At 37.4% G+C, this 22,215-nt stretch carries 20 protein-coding genes and 4 tRNA genes; 16 read left to right on the forward strand and 8 right to left on the reverse strand.

Translation table 11 applies throughout. The annotated features are described in order from the left end of the window. Window positions 1-23 precede the first annotated feature (23 nt). From V7068_RS10745 to rlmH, 12 genes are all read left to right on the forward strand, one after another. Window positions 24-99 (forward strand) — tRNA-Lys (locus V7068_RS10745). A 13-nt stretch (window positions 100-112) separates the two neighbouring features. After that, a tRNA-Glu gene (locus tag V7068_RS10750) sits at window positions 113-187 on the forward strand. Window positions 188-207: 20 nt separating this feature from the next. Next, window positions 208-284 (forward strand) — tRNA-Asp (locus tag V7068_RS10755). 134 nt (window positions 285-418) lie between these two features. Continuing rightward, window positions 419-491, forward strand: a tRNA-Phe gene (locus tag V7068_RS10760). 385 nt (window positions 492-876) lie between these two features. After that, window positions 877-1,584: a response regulator YycF gene (gene yycF / locus V7068_RS10765; protein WP_499712729.1), complete on the forward strand. Its 708-nt coding sequence runs from the start codon at window positions 877-879 to the stop codon at window positions 1,582-1,584. A 6-nt stretch (window positions 1,585-1,590) separates the two neighbouring features. Beyond that, on the forward strand, window positions 1,591-3,423 hold the full coding sequence (gene walK, locus V7068_RS10770) for a cell wall metabolism sensor histidine kinase WalK (protein WP_499712730.1): 1,833 nt from the start codon (window positions 1,591-1,593) through the stop codon (window positions 3,421-3,423). Next, window positions 3,420-4,742: a YycH family regulatory protein gene (locus V7068_RS10775; RefSeq protein ID WP_499712732.1), complete on the forward strand. Its 1,323-nt coding sequence runs from the start codon at window positions 3,420-3,422 to the stop codon at window positions 4,740-4,742. Before walK ends, V7068_RS10775 begins: the two co-directional genes overlap by 4 nt. Next, window positions 4,729-5,523, forward strand: coding sequence for a two-component system regulatory protein YycI (locus V7068_RS10780; protein ID WP_499712733.1), 795 nt, complete (start codon window positions 4,729-4,731; stop codon window positions 5,521-5,523). The genes V7068_RS10775 and V7068_RS10780 overlap by 14 nt, the downstream gene beginning before the upstream one ends. An 8-nt stretch (window positions 5,524-5,531) precedes the next feature. Then, window positions 5,532-6,326 carry an exodeoxyribonuclease YycJ gene (yycJ, locus tag V7068_RS10785; protein ID WP_499712734.1) on the forward strand — a complete coding sequence of 265 codons (795 nt, stop codon included), beginning with the start codon at window positions 5,532-5,534 and terminating at the stop codon, window positions 6,324-6,326. 163 nt (window positions 6,327-6,489) lie between these two features. After that, window positions 6,490-7,731: a S1C family serine protease gene (locus V7068_RS10790; RefSeq protein ID WP_499712735.1), complete on the forward strand. Its 1,242-nt coding sequence runs from the start codon at window positions 6,490-6,492 to the stop codon at window positions 7,729-7,731. Window positions 7,732-7,915: 184 nt separating this feature from the next. Continuing rightward, on the forward strand, window positions 7,916-8,077 hold the full coding sequence (locus V7068_RS10795; protein ID WP_252292391.1) for a CxxH/CxxC protein: 162 nt from the start codon (window positions 7,916-7,918) through the stop codon (window positions 8,075-8,077). A gap of 93 nt (window positions 8,078-8,170) precedes the next feature. Continuing rightward, window positions 8,171-8,650, forward strand: a complete 480-nt coding sequence (gene rlmH / locus V7068_RS10800) for a 23S rRNA (pseudouridine(1915)-N(3))-methyltransferase RlmH (RefSeq protein ID WP_499712737.1) — start codon at window positions 8,171-8,173, stop codon at window positions 8,648-8,650. A 154-nt stretch (window positions 8,651-8,804) separates the two neighbouring features. Here rlmH and V7068_RS10805 read toward each other — a convergent pair whose 3' ends face one another. The 8 genes from V7068_RS10805 to V7068_RS10840 all read right to left on the reverse strand — a co-directional run bounded on the left by V7068_RS10805 (window position 8,805) and on the right by V7068_RS10840 (window position 16,064). Next, window positions 8,805-9,125: a heme oxygenase gene (locus V7068_RS10805; RefSeq protein WP_499712738.1), complete on the reverse strand. Its 321-nt coding sequence runs from the start codon at window positions 9,123-9,125 to the stop codon at window positions 8,805-8,807. A 19-nt stretch (window positions 9,126-9,144) separates the two neighbouring features. After that, a complete protein-coding gene (locus V7068_RS10810) occupies window positions 9,145-9,843 on the reverse strand; it encodes an ABC transporter ATP-binding protein (protein ID WP_499712739.1) in 699 nt (232 codons plus the stop codon). Beyond that, window positions 9,843-10,964 (reverse strand): ABC transporter permease, encoded by a 1,122-nt coding sequence (locus tag V7068_RS10815; protein WP_499712740.1) that lies wholly within the window; start codon window positions 10,962-10,964, stop codon window positions 9,843-9,845. The genes V7068_RS10810 and V7068_RS10815 overlap by 1 nt, the downstream gene beginning before the upstream one ends. Before the next feature lie 189 nt (window positions 10,965-11,153). Beyond that, the gene (locus tag V7068_RS10820; protein WP_499712742.1) at window positions 11,154-11,675 is read right to left on the reverse strand and encodes a PadR family transcriptional regulator; all 522 of its coding nucleotides are present in this window, start codon (window positions 11,673-11,675) and stop codon (window positions 11,154-11,156) included. Between the two features lie 436 nt (window positions 11,676-12,111). Continuing rightward, window positions 12,112-12,927, reverse strand: coding sequence for an ABC transporter ATP-binding protein (locus tag V7068_RS10825; RefSeq protein ID WP_499712743.1), 816 nt, complete (start codon window positions 12,925-12,927; stop codon window positions 12,112-12,114). Next, the gene (locus tag V7068_RS10830) at window positions 12,927-13,958 is read right to left on the reverse strand and encodes a FecCD family ABC transporter permease (RefSeq protein ID WP_499712745.1); all 1,032 of its coding nucleotides are present in this window, start codon (window positions 13,956-13,958) and stop codon (window positions 12,927-12,929) included. The genes V7068_RS10825 and V7068_RS10830 overlap by 1 nt, the downstream gene beginning before the upstream one ends. Continuing rightward, window positions 13,955-14,989 (reverse strand): FecCD family ABC transporter permease, encoded by a 1,035-nt coding sequence (locus tag V7068_RS10835; protein WP_499712746.1) that lies wholly within the window; start codon window positions 14,987-14,989, stop codon window positions 13,955-13,957. Before V7068_RS10835 ends, V7068_RS10830 begins: the two co-directional genes overlap by 4 nt. 1 nt (window position 14,990) lies before the next feature. Beyond that, window positions 14,991-16,064, reverse strand: a complete 1,074-nt coding sequence (locus V7068_RS10840) for an iron-siderophore ABC transporter substrate-binding protein (protein ID WP_499712747.1) — start codon at window positions 16,062-16,064, stop codon at window positions 14,991-14,993. A gap of 342 nt (window positions 16,065-16,406) precedes the next feature. Here V7068_RS10840 and V7068_RS10845 point away from each other — a divergent pair, with 342 nt between their 5' ends. The 4 genes from V7068_RS10845 to V7068_RS10860 all read left to right on the forward strand — a co-directional run bounded on the left by V7068_RS10845 (window position 16,407) and on the right by V7068_RS10860 (window position 22,142). Next, window positions 16,407-17,093, forward strand: a complete 687-nt coding sequence (locus V7068_RS10845; protein WP_499712748.1) for a response regulator transcription factor — start codon at window positions 16,407-16,409, stop codon at window positions 17,091-17,093. Then, entirely contained in the window at window positions 17,068-19,152 is a 2,085-nt protein-coding gene (locus V7068_RS10850; protein ID WP_499712750.1) for a sensor histidine kinase, read from the forward strand. Before V7068_RS10845 ends, V7068_RS10850 begins: the two co-directional genes overlap by 26 nt. A 709-nt stretch (window positions 19,153-19,861) precedes the next feature. Continuing rightward, window positions 19,862-21,301 carry a GntP family permease gene (locus V7068_RS10855; protein ID WP_499712751.1) on the forward strand — a complete coding sequence of 480 codons (1,440 nt, stop codon included), beginning with the start codon at window positions 19,862-19,864 and terminating at the stop codon, window positions 21,299-21,301. A gap of 55 nt (window positions 21,302-21,356) precedes the next feature. Further along, on the forward strand, window positions 21,357-22,142 hold the full coding sequence (locus V7068_RS10860; protein WP_499712752.1) for a 3-hydroxybutyrate dehydrogenase: 786 nt from the start codon (window positions 21,357-21,359) through the stop codon (window positions 22,140-22,142). Window positions 22,143-22,215 lie beyond the last annotated feature (73 nt).

The raw sequence follows: 22,215 nt of genomic DNA on the forward strand, positions 1-22,215 counted from the left end.
TTCTAGCCCAGCCATTTTCATGTGAGTCATTAGCTCAGTTGGTAGAGCATCTGACTTTTAATCAGAGGGTCGCAGGTTCGAATCCTGCATGACTCACCATTTTTTAAATTAGGGCCCCTTGGTCAAGCGGTTAAGACACCGCCCTTTCACGGCGGTAACACGGGTTCGAATCCCGTAGGGGTCACCATTTTTTAGATTAATCTATTTGGTCCGGTAGTTCAGCTGGTTAGAATGCCTGCCTGTCACGCAGGAGGTCGCGGGTTCGAGTCCCGTCCGGACCGCCATTTTTTATCCTTGTACCTAGGTGCAAGTTTATATAGATGTTAGATTTTTTATACTCAATGAGCTGTATCTTGAAAAGGCTTTAGAGTTGGGAAAGAGATAAGTAGTTTTTATGTTAGAGAGAGTAACTATATACGGCTCAGTAGCTCAGTCGGTAGAGCAAAGGACTGAAAATCCTTGTGTCGGCGGTTCGATTCCGTCCTGAGCCATCTTCAATTAAACGCCATAATGGCGTTTTTTTGTTTTGATAGAGAATGTAGTTACATGATATTAGCAATCAAGTTAAATCGTTATTACTTACTTGTAATAATTGATACAGTTTTATTACAGTATAAAGTTTAATTCTGAAAAAATAGTATTATATGATAGAGTAGTGAAGGGGAGGAATGTTCCCTTTCTAATGGATAATACTAGTGCTTTAAGTAGCTGTTGAGGAAGCCTTCGGAATGAATTCGAAGGCCTTTTACGTACAATGAGTGAAAGACTTATTAGGCTTGTAATAATAGGAAAAAGATGATTTAAAGCGTTTTAAATGATACAGTATAATAAAGATATCTATGCTTAATAGGTCCTTTTGGGAGGGTGATTTAAAAAATGGATAAGAGAATTTTGGTCGTGGATGATGAAAAACCAATTGCAGATATATTACAATTTAATTTAAAGAAAGAAGGCTATGATGTTCATTGTGCGTATGATGGCAATGAGGCTCTAAAGATGGTAGAGGAGTTACAGCCCGATTTAATCCTGCTTGATATTATGCTTCCACAACGCGATGGTATGGAGGTTTGTCGTGAAGTTAGAAAAACATCGGAGGTTCCGATTATTATGCTAACGGCTAAGGATTCGGAAATTGATAAAGTGCTTGGACTTGAACTTGGTGCAGATGATTATGTAACAAAGCCATTTAGTACCCGGGAAATAATTGCGCGTGTAAAAGCGAACTTAAGACGTCAGCAAGTTGTGGCAACCCCCGATCCTGAAGAGGAGACAAAAGAAATTACGGTTGGTACATTAGTGATCCATCCGGACGCTTATGTTGTATCAAAACGTGGTGAGATGATTGAATTAACACATCGTGAATTTGAGCTTCTTCATTATTTAGCGAAGCATATTGGACAAGTAATGACACGTGAGCATTTATTGCAAACGGTTTGGGGGTACGACTATTTTGGTGATGTTCGTACAGTAGATGTAACAGTCCGACGTCTCCGTGAGAAGATTGAAGACAATCCAAGTCATCCCAATTGGATTGTAACGAGAAGAGGAGTAGGTTATTACTTGCGCAACCCTGAACAGGAGTAATCATTTATGAAAAAGGTCGGTTTTTTCCGCTCGATACATGTTAAATTGGTTCTAATTTATGTATTGCTCATTTTTGTAGCCATGCAGATTATTGGCGTGTATTTTGTTGGGAAATTAGAAGATAATCTTGTTAGTAATTTTAAAGATTCCATTAAAGGTCATATTAACTTGCTTACTTACAGTATTGGTGAGGAAATGATAAAAGAGCGAGATGAAGATGATCCTACTTTGGAAGAAGCGATTAATACCATTTTGAAAGATAAAGATAACACATCAAAGGATATCTCTGAAGTACGAGTCATAGATATTCGCAGTAGTCGTGTGATTGGGACCTCCGATTCTGGAAACCAGGAAATTATCGGAAGGAAAACAACAGAGATTACAGTGAAGCAAACGTTAGGTATAGGGGAAGACGATGAAGGGATATATCGTGACCCGGAAACAGGACGACGTGTGTGGGTGCTTTCGACACCAATTGAAGCAAACAGCGAAATTATTGGTGCTATTTACTTAATTGCAGATATGGAAAATGTTTTTGAACAAATGTCTGAAATTAATAATATATTCATTAAGGGAACGGCTATAGCCTTAAGCATTACTGCTCTTTTAGGAATCTTACTTGCACGAACGATTACAAGACCGATGGCAGATATGCAAAAGCAGGCTTTAGCAATGTCTAAAGGAAACTTTTCTCGGAAAGTTAAAATATATGGTGATGACGAAATTGGTCAACTAGCAGTGACATTTAATAATTTAACGAAAAAGTTACAAGAGTCGCAGTCGAGTACAGAAGGTGAACGGCGCAAGTTATCGTCTGTTTTAGCCAATATGACAGATGGAGTTATTTCTACGGACCGCCGCGGCCGCGTCAATTTAATCAATGAACCAGCTGCAAAGTTACTAAACGTTACACGTGAAACGGTATTAAATCAACCAATTATCGAATTACTCGGCTTGGAAGAGGAATATACATTTGATGATTTACTTGAACAAAGGGAATCCATCATTCTTGATTATAGTACGAAAAAAGAGGCCTATATTTTACGGGCAAACCTTTCTGTTATCCAAAAGGAAACAGGGTTTGTTAATGGTTTAATTACGGTTTTACATGATATTACGGAGCAGGAAAAAATCGAAGAAGAACGCCGTGAATTTGTGGCGAACGTATCTCACGAGCTGCGTACTCCATTGACGACGATGCGGAGTTATTTAGAAGCACTTGCCGATGGAGCCTGGGAGGATAAAGAACTTGCTCCCTCATTTTTGAATGTCACACAAAATGAAACAGAACGAATGATTCGACTTGTTAATGACTTACTTCAGCTTTCGAAGATGGATAGTAAAGATTATCGATTATCCAAAGGCTGGGTTAATTTTAATAAGTTTTATGATCACATCATTGATCGCTTTGAAATGACCAAAAATGATGATATTACGTTTGTCCGTGATATTCCAAACGAAAATTATTATGTTGATATTGATGAAGATAAAATTACACAAGTACTCTATAATATTATTTCCAATTCGTTAAAGTATTCACCTGAAGGCGGGCAAGTCACCTTCCGTATAGGGACTGTAGAGAGCTTTATTGTCGTTAGCATTAGTGACCAAGGTGTAGGGATTCCGAAAAATGTAATTGATAAAATTTTTGATCGCTTTTATCGAGTGGATAAGGCAAGGTCACGAAATCTTGGTGGTACAGGTCTCGGTTTGGCTATTGCAAAAGAAATGGTAGTAGCCCATGGCGGTAGAATTTGGGCAGAAAGTATGGAAGGCAAAGGGACAACTGTATTTTTTACTCTTCCATATGAGCAAGATGAAGAGGATGAATGGTCATGAATTTAGAGCGTGCAAAAAGTATTGTGCTATTCCTATTGATTGCAATCAGCACCTATTTAACATGGAGCATTTGGACGTACAAACCCGAACTTGAAAAGATTGATCAAGGTCCATTCTTAGTGATTGACCGAGAAGAAAAAACAGCGGGTGATGTCATTAAACCAAGCAACATTCTTATTCATCGGAATCAGCAACATTACCAAACCTCTAGTCCTGTTGATTTAGAAAAGGCATCGGCGCAAATGAATAAGTGGAATTTGTATAATGCTAAAAAGCTTTCTACTCATATGACAAAGAAAGAAATGAATGACTTTATGCATGAGGATGGAACGGTGGAAATTATATTTCCCGATGATGTGCCATTCCAATTGTATAAAAATGTTGTTGGTATGGTGAATAGAGAAGTGCCTACTTTTTCTTTTGATCGAATTTTATATAAGCAAAAAGATATACAGAGTAAGGAAAGCGTCTTATACTTTGTTTCTTCTCAAGAATTAAGTATTCTAGAAGCTTCAATTCAGACGAAAAGGTTGAGTGCCTTCCATACTACCTTTTTTCAAAAAGCGAATACCTATCCAGAGTATGTTCCACATGCTGTTAATAATCAGCATAAGGTGTTTGTTTCTAAAGATGAAATATCGCTGCCTCGCTATAAATATTTAATTGATGATTTAAATATTAAAAATTTCAAGGATGCCTTATTTGCTGATCCCGTAAATGTTCGCCATGAAACAGTCGTGAGCGGCGATGAGTATACGGATAGTACGAGGCTGCTATCGGTTGATAAAACAACCCATATGCTTTCTTATATTGATACATCTCAAAAAAGTAAGACATTAAGCAGTTCAAGTGATTTACTCAAAAAAAGTATTGAGTTTGTTAATAATCATGCAGGATGGAAAGAAAGTAATTATCGTTTTGCTTATATGGACGAGGAGGATCAACGTGTAATCTTCCGTTTATATCATGATGGTTATCCTGTATTTAATCATTTAGGGATGTCTGAAATTGAGGAAATTTGGGGGAAGGATGAAATGTATAGTTATCAACGTCCGTATTTCACCTTTCAAACTGCCGATCCTTTTGAACAATCTTTTGTGTCCCTGCCATCTGGACAAGAAGTATTGAAACAGTTGAAGACGATGCGTAACTTTGATTACTTTAATTTAGAAGATATTACGATTGGATATAAACTATCGATGGCGCCTTTAGATGACAATCTTATGTTTCTAGAGCCTACCTGGTATTATCGTTCTGGAGGGGATTGGTTAGCAGTTCCATTCGATGAGGCAGGAGGAGAAATGAATGGATTGGAGTAAGACGAAATCCATCTTTATCATGGTGTTTTTTATATTGAACATTTTTCTACTCTATCAATATTTAGAGAAAAGAGATAATAATCAATATGAATTGATTACGGAAGCATCTATTGATGAAATGCTAAAAGGAGACGAAGTCACATATGATCCGCTTCCGAAGTCAACGATGAAAGAGCAATTTTTAATCGCCCAGAGTAAAGTTTTTACGAAGGATGATACTAAAAAATTATCGAATCAGCAGGTGAAAATGAATGATCCAACGAAGCTCGTTGGTATTTTTGATAAACCATTGTCTATTAGTCAGAGCGTTCAATCAGCAGAATTAGAGCAGTTGTTAAAGGATTATATTTGGAATGGCAGTGACTATCAATACTGGAGCTATGATGAACAAACTAGCACCATTGTCTTTTACCAGCACTGGGACAAGAAAATGTTTTTTAATAATAGTAAGGGGAAAGTTACTTTATATTTAAATAAGAATCAGCAAGTGATTTCTTATGAACAAACTTACTTAGAGAAAATTGAAAAGTTTAAGAAGCCAAAAGAGTTAGTATCAGCTATTAAAGCGATTGAAACTCTATATATTAATGGTGATATCCAGCCAAAGAGCCATATTACGAAAGTAGAGCTGGGCTATTATAATTCTTTACAAACAACGTCTGCTACACACTTGCTTGCTCCAACATGGAGAGTAGTTGTGAATGATAAATTAGACTTATTTGTTAATGCTTTTGATAAGAGCGTGATTGAGTTAAATACGGAAGAAAAAATATTGGAGTGAGTGTTCATATGGCGATGCATTTTAGTGTACTCGCAAGCGGAAGTACAGGAAATGCTTTTTTTATTGAGACAGAGAAGCATGCCTTCCTAGTTGATGCGGGGTTGAGCGGCAAAGCAATGGAAGGGTTATTTAGTGAAATTGGACGAGATATGTCTGAGCTGACAGGCATTCTTGTTACCCATGAACATAGTGATCACATTAAAGGGTTAGGGGTAGTTGCTAGAAAGTATAAGCTGCCGATTTATGCGAATGCAAAAACGTGGCAGGCGATGGAACGTTCTATTGGTGAAATTTCAACGGAGCAAAAATTCCTATTTGAAATGGAACAAGTAAAAACATTCGGGGATTTAGATATTGAATCATTTGGTGTATCTCATGATGCAGCGGAACCTATGTTTTATGCGTTTCATCATGAAGGAAAGAAAGTGGTAATTATCACAGATACAGGTTATGTGAGCGACCACATGAAAGGTATTATTTCAAATGCTGATGCGTATGTATTTGAAAGTAATCATGATGTATCTATGCTTCGAATGGGGAAATATCCATGGAGCATAAAACGGCGTATTTTAAGCGATGTTGGACATGTATCGAATGAGGATGCAGCCCTTGCGATGTATGATGTAGTTGGCGATAATACAAAAAGGATTTACTTAGCACATTTAAGTTTAGATAATAATATGAAAGATTTAGCGCGAATGTCGGTTGAACAAACGTTAAAATCAAAAGGCGTTGTTGTTGGAGAACAATTTTCATTATTTGATACAGATCCAAAAAAACCGACTGAGCTTGTTACGCTATAACGAATAAATAGGCAGCAACTACACATTAGTTGCTGCCTATTTATATTGGTTGTATAGGTACTTTTTTTTAGATATTTTCTGCCGAAAGCGTATAATTAAGGATATATTAACCAAACACTAGTAATTGCAATTATTCATTCTAAAAAGAGAGGATGGAGAGGTTTTGGAATCAAATGAACCAAATTATGGGGAACGAACTCAACAGAAAAAGCGTAGTCGCTTTAGCTACTTTTTCTCTGGGTTAATTGGAGCAATTGTAGGTGCTCTAGTCATTTTATTCGTATTTCCGGAAGTAGGAATTCTTGAGGGGAATGAATCGAATAATACTGAGGAGTCTGAACAGTCTATAGTAGACAATAATCAAAGTGCAATAACGAAGCAAAATGTGGCCTTGGATGTAACAACGGCTGTAACGGATGCTGTTGATAAAGCCGGAGATGCTGTTGTTGGAATCACCAATATTCAAAAAACAGATTTTTGGGGAATGGGCGATCCAAATAATGATGGTCAATCAGCTGAGGCAGGGACTGGGTCAGGTGTTGTATATAAAAAAAGCGGAGATAAGGCATTTATCGTGACGAATAACCACGTAATCGAAAATGCTTCAGAGCTTGAAGTGACGTTGAGCGATGGAACAAAATTACCAGCTACATTAATTGGGAGCGATCCTTGGACAGATTTAGCTGTTATTGTTGTTAAAGGTAATAAAGTAAAAACAATTGCTGAATTTGGGAAATCAGAATCATTAAAGCCAGGGGAGCCGGTCATAGCAATAGGAAATCCGCTCGGTTTACAATTTTCCGGTTCAATTACTCAAGGGATTATTTCAGGTTTAGAACGAACAATTGAAGTAGATATTAATGAAGATGGTCAAGTTGATTGGAATGCAGAAGTTATTCAAACAGATGCGGCAATTAACCCTGGTAACAGCGGAGGGGCATTAATAAATATGGCAGGACAGGTAATCGGAATTAACTCGATGAAAATTGCTGAAAGTGCAGTTGAAGGTATAGGGCTCTCTATTCCAATTGATTCTGTCATTCCAATTATTACAGACATTGAAGAATACGGTGAAGTAAAACGACCGTACTTAGGTATTAACTTAGCATCAGTTGAAGAGATTTCTCAATATCATCAACAGAATACGTTGAAGCTGCCGTCAGATGTCAAATCAGGAGTTGCCATTACTGGTGTAGAAGCAGGATCACCTGCTGATAAAGCAGGGGTAAGAGAATTTGATGTAATTGTTGAAATGGATGGAGAATCTATTCAAGATGTTGTAGCATTACGAAAATATTTATATAATGAAAAGCACATTGGTGAAAAAGTGAAATTGGGCATTTATCGTAACGGTAAAAAACAAACGGCAACAGTCACATTATCAACAGCGGACCAACAAGAATAATAAAAGAGAAGCAGGGAGGACAGTTCTCCCTGCTTTTTTTTTGCATAAAAGCGATTATGATTACTTGCGCTTTTTTAGGAATCTGTTACGATAACTGTGGATAAAAAAGAGGTTGAGATGAAAGGATATAGTTTGTGGATAAATAGTACGAGCAACTTATACACAAAAAGGAGAGTCGAAACGAATGGTACTATATTGTTGTCAAGAACATGTGGAAATGGCACTAGATGAAATTGTATATGAGTGTGAAACATACCCTAATTTAACGAGTGTAGCAGAGGAAAAACAATTATCAACAACCTGTGAATATTGTCGAAATAACGCAATATATATGGTGGCGAACTAATATTCTTATACAAGATGTGGATGAATAATGTGGATATGTGGATAAGTTATGTGGATAACCTGTTCTTAACCTGTTTGTAAAGTGAGGATAAAAATGAATATAACGATTGTTACAGTTGGTAAATTGAAAGAAAAATATTTAAAACAGGGGATTGATGAATATTTAAAACGATTAACGGCCTATGCCAAAGTCGATATTATCGAATTACCGGATGAGAAAGCTCCAGAAACATTAAGCGATGTAGAAATGCTTCAAATTAAAGAGAAAGAAGGGGAACGGATCCTATCTAAGATTAACCCAGATGCACATGTTATTGCACTAGCAATTGAAGGAAAAATGAAAACATCAGAAGAATTAGCAGATACAATTGAAAAGCTCGGTACCTATGGTAAAAGTAAAGTGACCTTTATTATTGGAGGGTCACTCGGATTAAGTGCAGCGGTTATGAAGCGAGCGGATGAAGCGCTCTCCTTCTCCAAAATGACATTCCCGCATCAGCTTATGAGATTAATTCTGGTTGAGCAAGTGTACCGAGCGTTTCGGATTATGAGGGGGGAACCGTACCATAAATAAAGGCGGTTTTTTACATGAATTCCATTGATGGATCGGAAGATTTGTAGAAAGGTATAGGCTAAACAAGCTTTATTATTTATGACATACTTGTTTAGCCTACCTTTTTTTGTCTAGTGTGCCAGAGGAACTGACTATAAGTTGCCAAAAAAGGTCATCATATAGTTGATTCTAAAGTCGAAGCAACCTCAGAAATAATGATTTCACTTCCCAAGATAGGTGAATCTTGTCCACCATTAGTTGGGCCTTTATGGGCTTCTTTGAAAGCATCGCTGTTTTGCCATTGGGCAAAGTCTTCCATAGTGTTCCAATACATATTTACATTGAGCTCATCATATTCTGAAAGGTTTTTAGTAATTAATACTTCAACTTTTACAAAACCATCCATTTTCTGTAAGGCACCTGGTCTTGTGAACATTGGAGCCATTTTTTCAGCAAAACCTAATTTCGTTTTAATTCTGTTTGTTACAATAATCATTGATTATTCCCCCTACTTGTCATTTTAGATTTTCTAAATGAAAACTAGTCGGCTTAAGTTTACCATCTTCCATTCGATATACTTTGTCACAGTATTTTAACATTCGTTCGTCATGGGTCACCATAATGGCTGCCTTATTTCTAGATTTCACCTCCCTCGCAATAAGTTGGACGACCTCATGGGCTCTTTGAGTATCGAGGCTTGCTGTTGGTTCATCAGCCAAAATAATCGAAGGATTATTCATAAAGGCACGAGCGATAGCTGTACGTTGACGTTCTCCTCCAGATAAATGTTCCGGGAATTTTCTCATTTTTGTTTCCAATCCGAGATTTTGAAGTAATTCTTTAGCATTTTCTTTATCTCTTTTTGTCACTTTACCGGCCATTTTTTTTACAACCAGTAGTTGGTCGAGAACATTTAAGTAAGGAATTAGATTGCTTGTTTGTAATATAAACCCTATTTCCTCAAGGCGCACTTTTGATAAATCTTTCTCCTTTAAATCCCCTATTACTTTTCCATTAAGGTTTACCTCCCCTTCTGAGGCTTGTAATAAGGCCCCTGCGATGGAAAGAAAAGTACTTTTACCTGAACCTGAGGGACCGATGACGGCAATAAATTCTCCTTGTTCGACGGAAAGAGAAACATCATTAAGAGCAACAACTTGATTTGCCCCTTGTTGATAGAACTTGGATACATGATTGAACTTTATTCCTGACATTACTCTATCCTCCCGATTGCTTGAAGTGGGTCTATTTTTGTAATTTTACGAATGGAAATCAATGAACTTAATATTGAGATAACTAGCAATAAAATAGCATAAATGACGACGAGTTTAATATCTAGTGAAAAGGGCATTCCATCTGGAAGAATTAAAGCCGTTCCATATGTTAAGAGTATTCCAACAACAATACTAATGAATGAAAGTAGAAATACCTGTGACACAATTGTTTTACCTAAAAAAACATTACTTGCGCCAATAGCCTTTAAAATGCCAAATTGATTGGATTTTTGCAAGGTAAGTACATAAAAGAAGACAGCTAGTACAAAGGCTGAGATTGCTAAAAGGAAGGCAAGCATCATCATAATCGTGCCGTTTTCCTCTTTGTATCCAGGCATTCCTTGTATCGCCTCAGCCTTTGTTACTGTTTCTGTGTTATGAAAAAGATCATTTAATTTCTGCGGATCAATATTTTCTCCTTGAAGCATAATACCATTCACTGGATTCTTAATACCATTATCAGAACCAGGTGCTGCAAATTGAATGGAGCGCCATTTATCTAGTGTAGTAAAAATAGCAGGTAAATGATTGTATGTTTCATTTTCTACAAATCCAATAATTTTCATTTTCTCTGGAGACCCTTCTATTGAGAGTGTGTCTCCAATTTTAAATCCTTTGTCCTTTAAGGTGTCATTAGCGATAACTTCTAGTAATTTATCATTATTGAGAGGATTTCCTTCAATAATGCTTGGTTCTAAAAAACTTCCCGGAGTGATACCTAAAATAGCAATATCTACTTTTTCACTATCTTTGGAAGGAGTTGATCTTAAAACCGTAGCCATTGTGGCTCCCATCGGTGCTGCTGAAGAAACATTATCTTGCTTTTCTAGTTCATCCACGAATGATTCAGTTAATAGTGAACGGCTCATAGAGGCTCTAGATCCTTCCTCAAAAGTAACGTAATCTGCTTTCATATTTTTAAATGTTGCAGCACTTAGTGTGGAAAGTCCATTTCCCAAACCTGATAGGATAAAGATTAGCCAAGCAATAAGGACGGTTATGATTCCAATCATAAGAAAACGAAATTTGCCATGTTTTAATTCTTTTAAAGCCAGAAACAATGGAAATCCTCCTTTAAATTAATATGATTAGTCAATAATGACTAATTTAATATGATTATATTATTATATTTGTGATTAGTCAATCGTGACTAACTGAGGGCAGGGTGGCGGATTTTATAATGTATAAACAGGAAAAGGAAACCTATTAACAAGGTTTCCCTGAATGTAGCACCACTAGTAGAAGGAGAATTATTCCGAATAAAGAGAAAGATTTCTTATGGACTTTTCAAGAAACGCAACCTCTGCTTCTAACATGGTAATTTTGTGTTCTACTGCAAGATTGACTCCAGATCTTACTCCATGGGAGGGGGTTTGTTTCATTATTTCTAATAATTCCCTGCTATTGTTTAAACGTTCTTCCAACGCAGGTATTGTTTTTTCTAAAGGGAGAAAATCAATAAACATTAACCCAATATCCCCTTGATAATTCACACTTTCAGCTGAAGATAAATTATTCAATAATAATTGGTAAAAATATTGCTTGCCACTATCATTTATGGAGTACACTTTTCGGGTCGGTCTGTTTCCTTCTTGCTCCAACTGAATGTCAATATATCCGTTTTGACTGAGTTTATCTAAAGTTGCATAAGCGGTAGGTTTTTTCATGTCGGTAACTGCACTTAAATTTCTCTCTATAAATTCATTGATTTGGTATCCATGTTGACTTTGACTCATGAGTAAGCCAAGTAAAATAAGCGAGCGTTGTTCCATTGAGATCCGCCCTTTCTGCTATTATCTCTTGTCTTATATTTTCTCGCATATTTTATTTGTAGTCAATTGAGGGCTTACCAACAACTATAGAGGGAGAGCTTTAATTCCCATATCTTAAGTAAACGACGAGTGAAGCCGTCTTCTTGAACCTTCCCAAAAAATCGATTCATGAGTTGTTTTCTTAGCTCCAGATGTGCAGCAACCATTAGTGTTGATGGGATTGGTGGAATAGGCGGGTGTAACATCTCTAAAATATGTTTTTAATTAAAGCTTCTCTTTTATAAGATTTTGTAAAAAACTGCTAGTTAAGTCAATGCGGTGAGCCGTATCATAAGTAAATGAGAAGCATAGGTCCATAAGTCCGTCATAGGTCATGAGAAGTAAATCCTTTCCACGACCTATACGGAAAATTGCTGTGCAGAAATACTAGTCTTTATTAAGAATACATCCTTAATTTATTATGATGTCGCCCGATTGGTATCACAAAAGGAGAGTCCGAAACAGGGTCCTTTATTACGTTACAATGGAGTCCGAAAATATCTTCAATCAATGTACTTGTAATAACCTCTGATGGTTTTCCCTCAGCGACAAGCTTTCCGTTATGCAAAGCAAAAATATGGTCTGCATAACGTGCTGACAGGTTAATATCATGAAGAACCATGACAATGGTTGTTCCATATTTTCGGTTAAGGTCTGTTAGCAGGTCGAGAATTTCGACTTGATAGGTAATATCTAAATAAGTTGTCGGTTCATCGAGAAACAGTATGTCTGTTTGTTGTGCCAGAGCCATAGCAATCCATACACGCTGTCTTTGACCGCCTGAAAGCTCGTCAATATGTCGATCGGCAAATTCTGTGATGTTCATGATTTCCATTGCCTCTGCAACAGCTTCATAATCTTTTTTTGTCCAACCCTTTAGAAATGTTTGATGTGGATACCTTCCTCGTCCAACTAAATCCGAAACGGTTATTCCCTCAGGGACAATAGGGGATTGAGGCAAAAGCCCTAATACACGAGCTAACTGCTTTGGTGGTATTTTATGAATGGGTTTCCCTCCCAAGGTCACTTGCCCGGAAGTAGGTTTAATAAGCCTAGCCATCGTTTTAAGTAATGTAGATTTACCACAACCGTTTGAACCAATAATAATGCTTATTTTATTACTTGGAATTGAAAGACTTACACCATGTAAAATCGTTTTATTATCGTATCCAGCAGTGATTCCTTCAGTTTGAAAAGCATGTGTCGGTTTCATTATAAATCCCCCTTTCGATTCATTCGGATTAGCAAGTAGATCAAGTATGGTGCTCCAAGAATGCCTGTAATGACACCTACAGGGTATCTGGCAACAAATGCAAATTGTCCTACAAGATCTGATGCTAAAACTAAAATGATGCCAACAAGACCTGCTGGGATAATGCTTGAAAACCCGACACCAACTAGTCTTTTTGCGATAGGTCCAGAAAGAAACGCAACAAATGCGATAGGTCCTGTTGCAGCGGTAGCTAACGCAATGATAAGTACCGAACTAATAATAAGTACAAGTCGTGTCTTATTAGTATCAACTCCAAGTGAAGTTGCTGTTTGCTCTCCAAGTTCTAACATATCCAATCGTTTCCCGAGAACAATGATAATGGGTGCGAAAATAAGTACTGTAACCATAAGAGGATAAAGATTTTCCATTTTAGCACCGTTTAAACTGCCGCTGAGCCATCTCATGGCAGTAGGAATATCATGTTGCTGACCGATAAGTAATAAATAAGAGATGGCAGCATTTAGCATGGCTTGAATGCCAATTCCTATTAATATTAATCGACCAATTGCAAAAGAAGTACTTCTTGATAATAGAAAAATAACGATTACTGTAGCAAGCCCACCAATAATAGAAGCAATAGAAACAAAGGCATTACTTGCATGAAGAACGATGATACAAAAAACAGCAGCAGCACTTGAACCAGCTGTTATTCCGATAACATTTGGGTTTGCTAGGGGATTACGGAGCATCGTTTGAAATACATGTCCAGCAACACCAAAAGCAAATCCAGCCAAAACGCCTGCCACCATTCTAGGGAAACGTATCGTTCCCACTGCAAAAGATGCACCTTTTACTTTCTCACCTAGTAGAACCCTTATGACATCTGAAACAGGATAAATCGTGTTTCCTAGCATAAGCATCGTAGAGCAAAGTGCAAAGGCAATGATTGCAAGTAAAGAAGTCACGAGGATAAAACGGCGACGTCTTTTTATTCTACCCATCATTATAAGATTCATAGATTCATTTATCATAACGCACGCATTTTCGCTTTCATAGTTATTAAGATTAAAATAGGAGCCCCAATAAATGCTGTAACTACACCAACTTCAAGCTCACCAGGACTTCCTAAAATCCGACCGCATACATCTGATATGGTTAATATAATGGCACCTGATAACGCTGACATTGGGATAATGTATCGTAAATCAGGACCAATAACGAGTCGAATCACATGTGTTGCTAATAAACCTATAAAGCCAATAGGACCTGCGAGTGCTGTTGCTGCACCGCACAATAGCACTCCTCCAAAGGCAGAAACAAGTCTAAGTGTTCCTGTACGTACACCTAATCCCGTAGCTGCTTCATCACCTAATGCTAATGCATTGAGTGCTGGGGCAGTGAACAGGGCTATTAATATTCCAACAATAAGAAAAGGAATAAAAAGAGAGATAGAGCTCCAATCTCCTGCTCCAACACTACCTACCTGCCAAAATCTAAATTGATCCATAACGTTAGAGCGGGGAATCATAATGGCCATTACGAGAGATGATAATGCAGAACTCGTGGCAGCACCTGCTAAAACGAGTTTAAGGGGCGTGGCACCGCCACTCCCCATTGAACCAATTCCGAATACAACAATGGCAGTTACGATTGCTCCTGCTAATGCAAGCCAAACGTATTGACTGGCGGTACCCATATTAAAAAAGGAAATCCCGCAAACGACGAATAGTGCTGATCCTGTGTTAACTCCTAAAATGCTAGGGTCCGCAATAGGATTACGAGTAACGGATTGCATTAGAGCCCCAGAAATCCCTAATGCAGCGCCACACATCAAACTAAAGACAGTTCTAGCAATTCTTTGGCGAACCACATTTGCTCCGTGGGACTGTACTTCAGGATGGAATAAGCCGTCCATTAGTTCATTCCATCCAACTGTACGGGATCCAAAAGCAAGAGAAGCCAATACACATATACCGAGTAAGACAATAGAAAGTATAAGAACTTTTATGAAGTTTTCCGGTAAATGTAACTGCTTATTTTCTGAAACGGATGTATGATTCATATTATTGAACTTTGCTAGCAGCTTCTGAGAGTAAAGTTAAGTACTCGTCAATTGAGTATTCAATTGAAAGTGGGCTTGGAGTTCCTGCTGCTGCAAGTGGAGTGTTATCTCCAATAATTACGACAGAACCTCTCTTTACCGCTGGGATTTTTCCAAGGATTGGATCGGCCTGTAGAGCTGCAAGTGTATTTTTGTTACCATATGATACCAAAATTTCAGCATCGTTAAGCATATCTGCATTTTCAGCGCTTACTTCTGTATAGAAACTATTTGGATCAGTGATTTGACTTGTAATACTTTCAGGGTATTCCATCCCTAACTCAGAAAGGAATGCACCACGTGGGTCTTCTGGTGTGTAAATGTAGAATTTAGATAAATCATCGGCACTAATACTTACGAATGCAGCCTTCTTACCTTTAATTTCAGAGTGTTCATTTACTTTTTCTTCAATTAGTTTCTCTGTATCGGCAATAAGTTTTTTACCTTCTTTTTCCATACCCATACCCATTGCATTGTACGTAACTTGTTCACGCCATGAAGCTACCCAAGGGCTAGTTTGATAGGCAACAACTGGAGCGATTTCACTTAATGTATCATATTCTTCTTGAGTAATACCTGAGTATGCTGCAAGAATAACATCTGGATTAGCGTCAGCAATTGCTTCAAAATCTAAACCGTCAGTATCTTGGAAAATAGTTGGCGTTTCTGCACCAAGTTCCTCTAATTTATCCGCAGTCCAAGGTAACATTCCACTATCATCTTGAACACCATAGTTTGCAGCTGAAAAACCTACAGGCACAACACCAAGGGCAAGAGCAACGTCATGGTTTGACCATTGAATAGTAACAACGCGTTCAGGTTTTTCTTCAATTGTTGTTTCTCCAAGTGCATGTTTAATCACAATTGGATATTCAGTTGTTGTTTCCTCGGATTCCGCTGTTTTCTTATTGGATTCTTCAGTTGAAGTTGCTTCAGATTTTGTACCTGTGTGTTCACCTGAACAGCCAGCTAGTGCAATCATAAGCATCACAATTAGTAATGTTAAGAATAATGATATTTTTTGTTTTGTAATCATTTTGTATATCCTTTCTTAATATAAGAATAGTTGATAATAATTATCACTATCATTAATGTAAATCTCCTTTAATGGGTTGTCAATAAAATATTTAGATATAACGCGGTGAACCGTATCATAAATAGCAGCGGTTTTACTGCCTTTATAAGGATTTTAGGGAACAAATTATTATAATAGGATTAACTTTCACTAGTCCGCTTAACGCGGGCTTTTTTTAATACTAAGAAAATCTTAAGATTTATACCAAGAGTTTATTAAGATTTAATTGGTATCATTACCTTAAACGAATAAATAATAGGAGTGATATCATATGTTCCGATTCATATACAGGAGTGAATTTTTATGAATATATTAGTTTGTGATGATGATAAGGCCATTGTAGATGCTATAGGAATTTACTTAGAAAATGAAGGTTATAAAGTTCTCAAAGCGTCTAACGGAATAGAGGCTATCGAAATAATCGAAGATCATGAGATTCATCTGATTATTATGGATATTATGATGCCTAAGATGGACGGCATAACAGCTACTATGAAAATCAGAGAAGACAATAAAATACCGTTGATTATGCTTTCTGCCAAGTCTGAGGATTATGATAAGATATTAGGATTAAATTTAGGAGCAGATGATTATATCACCAAACCATTTAATCCTTTAGAGCTCATAGCAAGAGTGAAGTCACAGCTAAGAAGATATACCACATTGGGAAGCCTTGAAGCCAAGAAACATGTCTATCAAACTGGGGGACTTATCATTGATGATGAAAGTAAAGTAATCACTGTTGATGGAGAGGAAGTTCATCTTACACCGGTGCAATATAAAATATTAAAGCTTTTGACTGTCAATGCTGGGAGAGTTTTTTCTATAGAGGAGATCTATCAGAAGGTATGGAATGAAACGCCTGTTAATCCGGAGAATACGGTAGCTGTTCATGTAAGAAAAATTAGAGAGAAAATAGAAATCAATCCGAAAGAGCCAAAATATTTGAGGGTGGTGTGGGGAATTGGGTACAAAGTTGAAAAATTATAGCCACTCGATCATAACGAAAATTATCGTTTGTGCCATAGTCATTACATGTTTTACGGGTGCTCTAACAGCATTTGTACATACAGCAGTTTTAAGTGATGGTGATTTTGGAATTGTTTCTGAAGATAACTACTTTCAAAGTAGAGCGTATATACAAGAAAATGAAAGTCTTGTCGCCAACCTAACTCCATTAATAGGGGAATATAAGAGTGAAAAATATATTTTGAAAGGTGGGAGTATCAGTGAAGAAGAATTAAGAAGCGAAGCGGAAAACTTATATTCAGATTTTCAACTCCAATCTAAAAGCTATAATCCGAACTTGAGTGAAGCGGAAAATTATAAAAAGTTCAAAGAAGTATATAAAGATGAGATTGCACAAGCAAAGGATAGGCTGATTAAGAATGATTTAAGGGAATTCCATTTACTAAAGCAAAATCTAGAAGCGTATGAAGGTTTAGTTTATTATGCAAGTAATGGTACCAATGTATTTACAAACAGTACCAAAAAAGAACAAGGTCAATTTAAAACTTACCCTTCTTACATGGTTTTCAAGGATTATAAGAGAGAAATTTTTCCGGAAGAGGTAGAAGGCAACGAACATTTATATCAGGTTACAGGACAAATAGATGAATTAGATCCAGAGACTACTGTGGTTTATGTAGCTTTTACGGAAGAATTTTTAAATCTCAAAATAAAAGAATGGAAGGAAGACAAGGTAGCAGCGACCAATAACTTATATAAAGTAGTAGGATTTTTAGTAGGGCTTATTTTATCTTTTCTATATTTATTACTCATAATTGGGAGAAAATCTTTTGACGATAAAGAAATACACTTCCATGCAGTAGATAGATTATATAATGATCTTAACCTAGCGTTGTGTCTAGGGATGATAATGCTTTGGGTTGCATTGTTGGATAGGGTAGGTTTTGAAAACGTCCATCAAATGTCTATTCTAATTACAGCCCCAATTGCCACAGCAGGACTCATACTCGTTTTATCACTTGTGAGGCATTTCAAGAATCGAACTCTTATCAGGCATACCTTGCTCTATAGTATTTTCTATAAGCTGTTTGTATTTGTACGGAATGTATATGATAGTGGAAGTGTTGGCGTAAAGACTATATTACTAGTCATCGGTTATCCTATATTGATTGTAATAACGTTTTTCATGTTCCCGGTGACCATAGGTGTAGCTGCCTGGTTTGCTTTTAAAAAGGTGAAATCTTTCCATGCTATACAAGAAGGGGTTGAGAGAATAAAGGACGGGGACCTTCGTCATCGAATCGATGTGGAGGGAGAGGGAGAGTTTGAAAGGCTTGCTGATAATATAAACAGCATTACAGATGGTTTGAAAAAAGCCGTTGATAGTGAGCTAAAAAGTGAACGGTTAAAAACAGAGCTCATCACTAATGTATCACATGATATCCGAACGCCTTTGACTTCGATTATTACTTATGTTGACTTATTGAAAAAAGAACGGGATTCTTCTAAGGTAGAAGAGTATATCGAGGTACTGGATCAAAAATCGAAAAGGCTCAAAGTGCTAACAGACGATTTATTTGAAGCGGCTAAGGCCTCAAGTGGAGATATTCCGGTTCAATTAGAGAAAATTGATATCGTATCTTTAATTACCCAAGGGCTGGGAGAGGTAAATGACAAAATTGAAGCCTCAGATTTAGAATTTAAGATGAACCATCCTGAGGATAAAGTATATATGAAAGCAGATGGACGATTATTATGGAGATCGATAGAGAACTTATTATCCAACATATTTAAATATGCTTTAAAGGGATCAAGGGTCTATATCGATATTGAAGATACGGGCAGTGAAGTCCTTCTCACCTTTAAAAATATTTCAGCTTATGAATTAAATATTTCAGCAGACGAATTAATGGAGCGTTTTAAAAGAGGTGATGAATCTAGACTTAGTGAAGGAAGTGGATTAGGACTATCAATTGCAAGAAGCCTTATTGAGCTACAAGATGGGAAATTTTCTATTCAAGTTGATGGAGATTTGTTTAAGTCGATGATCTGTATGCCTAAACATCATAACAATGACTGACTTGTATTGGCTTTTTAAAATTAAATTATTATTGGGAATAGGACATCAAAGCGATGTCCTATTTTTTTGTATAACCTTTAATAAGTTGTGATAAATAAATCAGTCCTTTTTCTAATTGTTCAATTGAAGTGTAGGAATAGGATATGCGAAGGTGCTGATAATTCTTTTTTATAAACACTTCCTAGATACAAGACTAAAAGTAAGTTAAAGGAACTATTTCGACTTGCCGATGAATTTCCCCCTTACTGGAGCGACATCTTCCATTTCCGTTTTTTCGGATTTTTATATTGATCCATTCCGCAAAACAGGAATTTTCCGTTTTTTCGGAATACTATTTTACTATTTATAGGTATATTCCCTAGTAATTCCAAGTTGGCACGATACTTGCAGATAATGGATTGAGAGAATAAATGAAGTCTTATCGATCATCTCAGGGGGTGCTGGAAAAGTGAATGAACTTGTTTCTATGGAAGACTAATTTTTACTAGACTACATGAAAATCTTCTAGGATTCTAGAAATTAACATTGGTATTTTCCATTATTAACAAAATTAGAATATTCATTGTGCTGGTAACAAAGAGTTATTAATTTCTACAAATACTAGCACGAAACGTGAAAAAGGGTATAAATGTGAAGATCATTTTCAAATGATTATAGAAACATTTACTTAGAAAATGCCCTTTATGGAATTAAATTTAGGGGGATTTATATGGATTTATTAGTTATTTTATTAGCGCTCGGATTATTAATGTTTGCTGCTTACCGCGGTTATTCAGTTATTTTATTTGCTCCTATCTGTGCGCTTCTGGCTGTTTTATTAATCGCACCGCTCCATGTTTTGCCTTTCTTTTCAGGTGTGTTCATGGAAAAGATGGTCGGCTTTATTAAATCATATTTTGCCGTCTTCTTATTAGGAGCTATTTTTGGTAAGGTCGTAGAAATGTCAGGGATTGCCGAATCCATTGCCAAGACTATTGTCAGCTGGCTTGGTGCAAAACGGGCGATGCTGACGATTGTGTTGCTTGGTGCAATTTTAACTTACAGCGGTGTCAGTTTATTCGTAGCTGTGTTTGCGATTTATCCGTTTGCTGCGCAAATGTTCAGACAAGCAAATATTCCGAAAAGGTTGATTCCAGGGACGATTGCTCTTGGTGCTTTTACTTTTACAATGGATGCACTGCCGGGTACGCCGCAAATTCAAAACGTTATTCCGATTGCTTTCTTTAAAACAGATATCTATGCTGCACCAATCCTTGGAATCATAGGCGCCATCATTGTTTTATCTGTCGGCCTATGGTACCTAGAGTCAAGAAGGAAAAAAGCTGAAAGAGCCGGTGAAGGCTATTATGGTTTTGAAGCGGAAACAGCCGCTGCATTGGAAAAGGAAGAGACAGAATCGAAAGAACCTGCCCTTGTCAATTTAACAACCAAGCAACCGTTAGCTAAACAGATTCTTGCCTTTGTTCCACTTATTTTGGTTGGGGTAACGAATAAACTGTTTGTAACGTATATTCCAACATGGTATCCGAATGGCTTTGATTTTACAGCACTTGGCTTAGATGCCTATAAGGTTGATGTAGCTGTATCTGCTCCAATCTGGGCGATTATTATGGCACTACTCGTAGGGATTGTGACCTCCATTGCTTATGATTGGAGACGGGTAACGGCAAGATTTAAGGATGGTGTGAATACGGCCATCGGAGGTTCCTTGTTGGCCACTATGAACACCGGTGCTGAGTATGGGTTTGGCGGTATTATCGCGGCACTTCCAGGATTTTCAAAAATCAGTGATGGGATATCTACTGCATTTACAAATCCACTTGTTAACGGTGCGGTTACGACATCTGCACTTGCCGGGATGACAGGGTCGGCATCCGGTGGTATGGGTATTGCGCTAGGTGCAATGGCTGATAAGTATAATCAAGCGATTGCTACTGCTAATATTCCTCCAGAAGTTATGCACCGCGTAGTGGCGATGGCATCCGGCGGTATGGATACTCTCCCTCATAACGGTGCTGTGATAACCTTGCTTGCGGTAACAGGATTAACGCATAAGCAATCGTATAGAGATATTTTTGCCATCACCATTATTAAGACATTAACTGTATTCGTGATTATTGCTCTTTATACATTCTTCGGAATTGTTTAATAGAATAAAATTTTACTAGACAACTAGATTATTTAATATCTTAGGGGGTATGAACATGGGTAAGACATTAGCAGGAAAAACAGCATTTATTACAGGGGCGGCAAGCGGAATCGGCTTAGAAATCGCTAAGACATTTGCTCAAGAAGGGGCAAGTATCGTCATTTCCGATTTAAATGCTCAAAAAAGTGAACAAGTGGTGCTAGAGCTAAAAGAACAAGGATTTGAAGCGATTGCTGCTCCTTGTGATGTCACCAATGAGGAAGCGTTTAAGAGTAGTCTTCAATTGGCGCGCAGCACCTTTGGAAAAATTGATATTTTAGTTAATAATGCTGGACTGCAGTATGTTGCCCCGATTGAGGAGTTCCCAACAGAAAAATTTGAACTGCTCCTAAAGGTTATGTTAACCGCTCCTTTTATTGGGATTAAGCATGTCTTCCCATTTATGAAGGAACAAGGCTTTGGCCGAGTTATCAATATGGCTTCGATCAATGGTCTTGTTGGTTTTGCCGGCAAAGCGGCCTACAATAGTGCTAAACATGGGGTTATTGGTTTGACAAAAGTAGCGGCATTGGAAGGAGCTCCGCACGGAATTACAGTAAATGCCTTATGTCCTGGCTATGTGGATACTCCGCTTGTAAGAGGACAATTAGCTGATTTAGCCAAGACAAGGAAGGTCAGCCTGGATCGAGCTGTGGAGGAAGTCCTATTACCGCTTGTTCCACAAAAAAGGTTGTTATCTGTATCAGAAATTGCTGATTATGCTATCTTTTTAGCAAGTGATAAAGGCAGAGGGGTAACAGGACAGGCTGTCGTACTAGATGGCGGGTACACAGCGCAATAAAGTGAAACTTCCATCAGTGAGGGTTTTCCTTCGGCCCCCACTGATGGTTAGTCACGTTCTACGGTCACTAAGA

It is taken from the genome of Bacillus sp. JJ634, from assembly GCF_036962285.1.
In the GTDB taxonomy this organism is placed as follows: domain Bacteria; phylum Bacillota; class Bacilli; order Bacillales; family DSM-1321; genus Peribacillus; species Peribacillus asahii_A.

Bases quoted from the DNA above. Each gene is read 5' to 3' on its own strand.
- V7068_RS10845 (WP_499712748.1), top strand. From the start codon at position 16,407: ATGAATATATTAGTTTGTGATGATGATAAGGCCATTGTAGATGCTATA.
- V7068_RS10795 (WP_252292391.1), top strand. From the start codon at position 7,916: ATGGTACTATATTGTTGTCAAGAACATGTGGAAATGGCACTAGATGAA.
- V7068_RS10835 (WP_499712746.1), bottom strand. From the start codon at position 14,989: ATGAATCATACATCCGTTTCAGAAAATAAGCAGTTACATTTACCGGAA.
- V7068_RS10840 (WP_499712747.1), bottom strand. From the start codon at position 16,064: ATGATTACAAAACAAAAAATATCATTATTCTTAACATTACTAATTGTG.
- V7068_RS10810 (WP_499712739.1), bottom strand. From the start codon at position 9,843: ATGTCAGGAATAAAGTTCAATCATGTATCCAAGTTCTATCAACAAGGG.
- V7068_RS10860 (WP_499712752.1), top strand. From the start codon at position 21,357: ATGGGTAAGACATTAGCAGGAAAAACAGCATTTATTACAGGGGCGGCA.
- V7068_RS10820 (WP_499712742.1), bottom strand. From the start codon at position 11,675: ATGGAACAACGCTCGCTTATTTTACTTGGCTTACTCATGAGTCAAAGT.
- rlmH (WP_499712737.1), top strand. From the start codon at position 8,171: ATGAATATAACGATTGTTACAGTTGGTAAATTGAAAGAAAAATATTTA.
- V7068_RS10805 (WP_499712738.1), bottom strand. From the start codon at position 9,125: ATGATTATTGTAACAAACAGAATTAAAACGAAATTAGGTTTTGCTGAA.
- V7068_RS10775 (WP_499712732.1), top strand. From the start codon at position 3,420: ATGAATTTAGAGCGTGCAAAAAGTATTGTGCTATTCCTATTGATTGCA.
- walK (WP_499712730.1), top strand. From the start codon at position 1,591: ATGAAAAAGGTCGGTTTTTTCCGCTCGATACATGTTAAATTGGTTCTA.
- V7068_RS10830 (WP_499712745.1), bottom strand. From the start codon at position 13,958: ATGATAAATGAATCTATGAATCTTATAATGATGGGTAGAATAAAAAGA.
- V7068_RS10825 (WP_499712743.1), bottom strand. From the start codon at position 12,927: ATGAAACCGACACATGCTTTTCAAACTGAAGGAATCACTGCTGGATAC.
- yycF (WP_499712729.1), top strand. From the start codon at position 877: ATGGATAAGAGAATTTTGGTCGTGGATGATGAAAAACCAATTGCAGAT.
- V7068_RS10780 (WP_499712733.1), top strand. From the start codon at position 4,729: ATGGATTGGAGTAAGACGAAATCCATCTTTATCATGGTGTTTTTTATA.
- yycJ (WP_499712734.1), top strand. From the start codon at position 5,532: ATGGCGATGCATTTTAGTGTACTCGCAAGCGGAAGTACAGGAAATGCT.
- V7068_RS10855 (WP_499712751.1), top strand. From the start codon at position 19,862: ATGGATTTATTAGTTATTTTATTAGCGCTCGGATTATTAATGTTTGCT.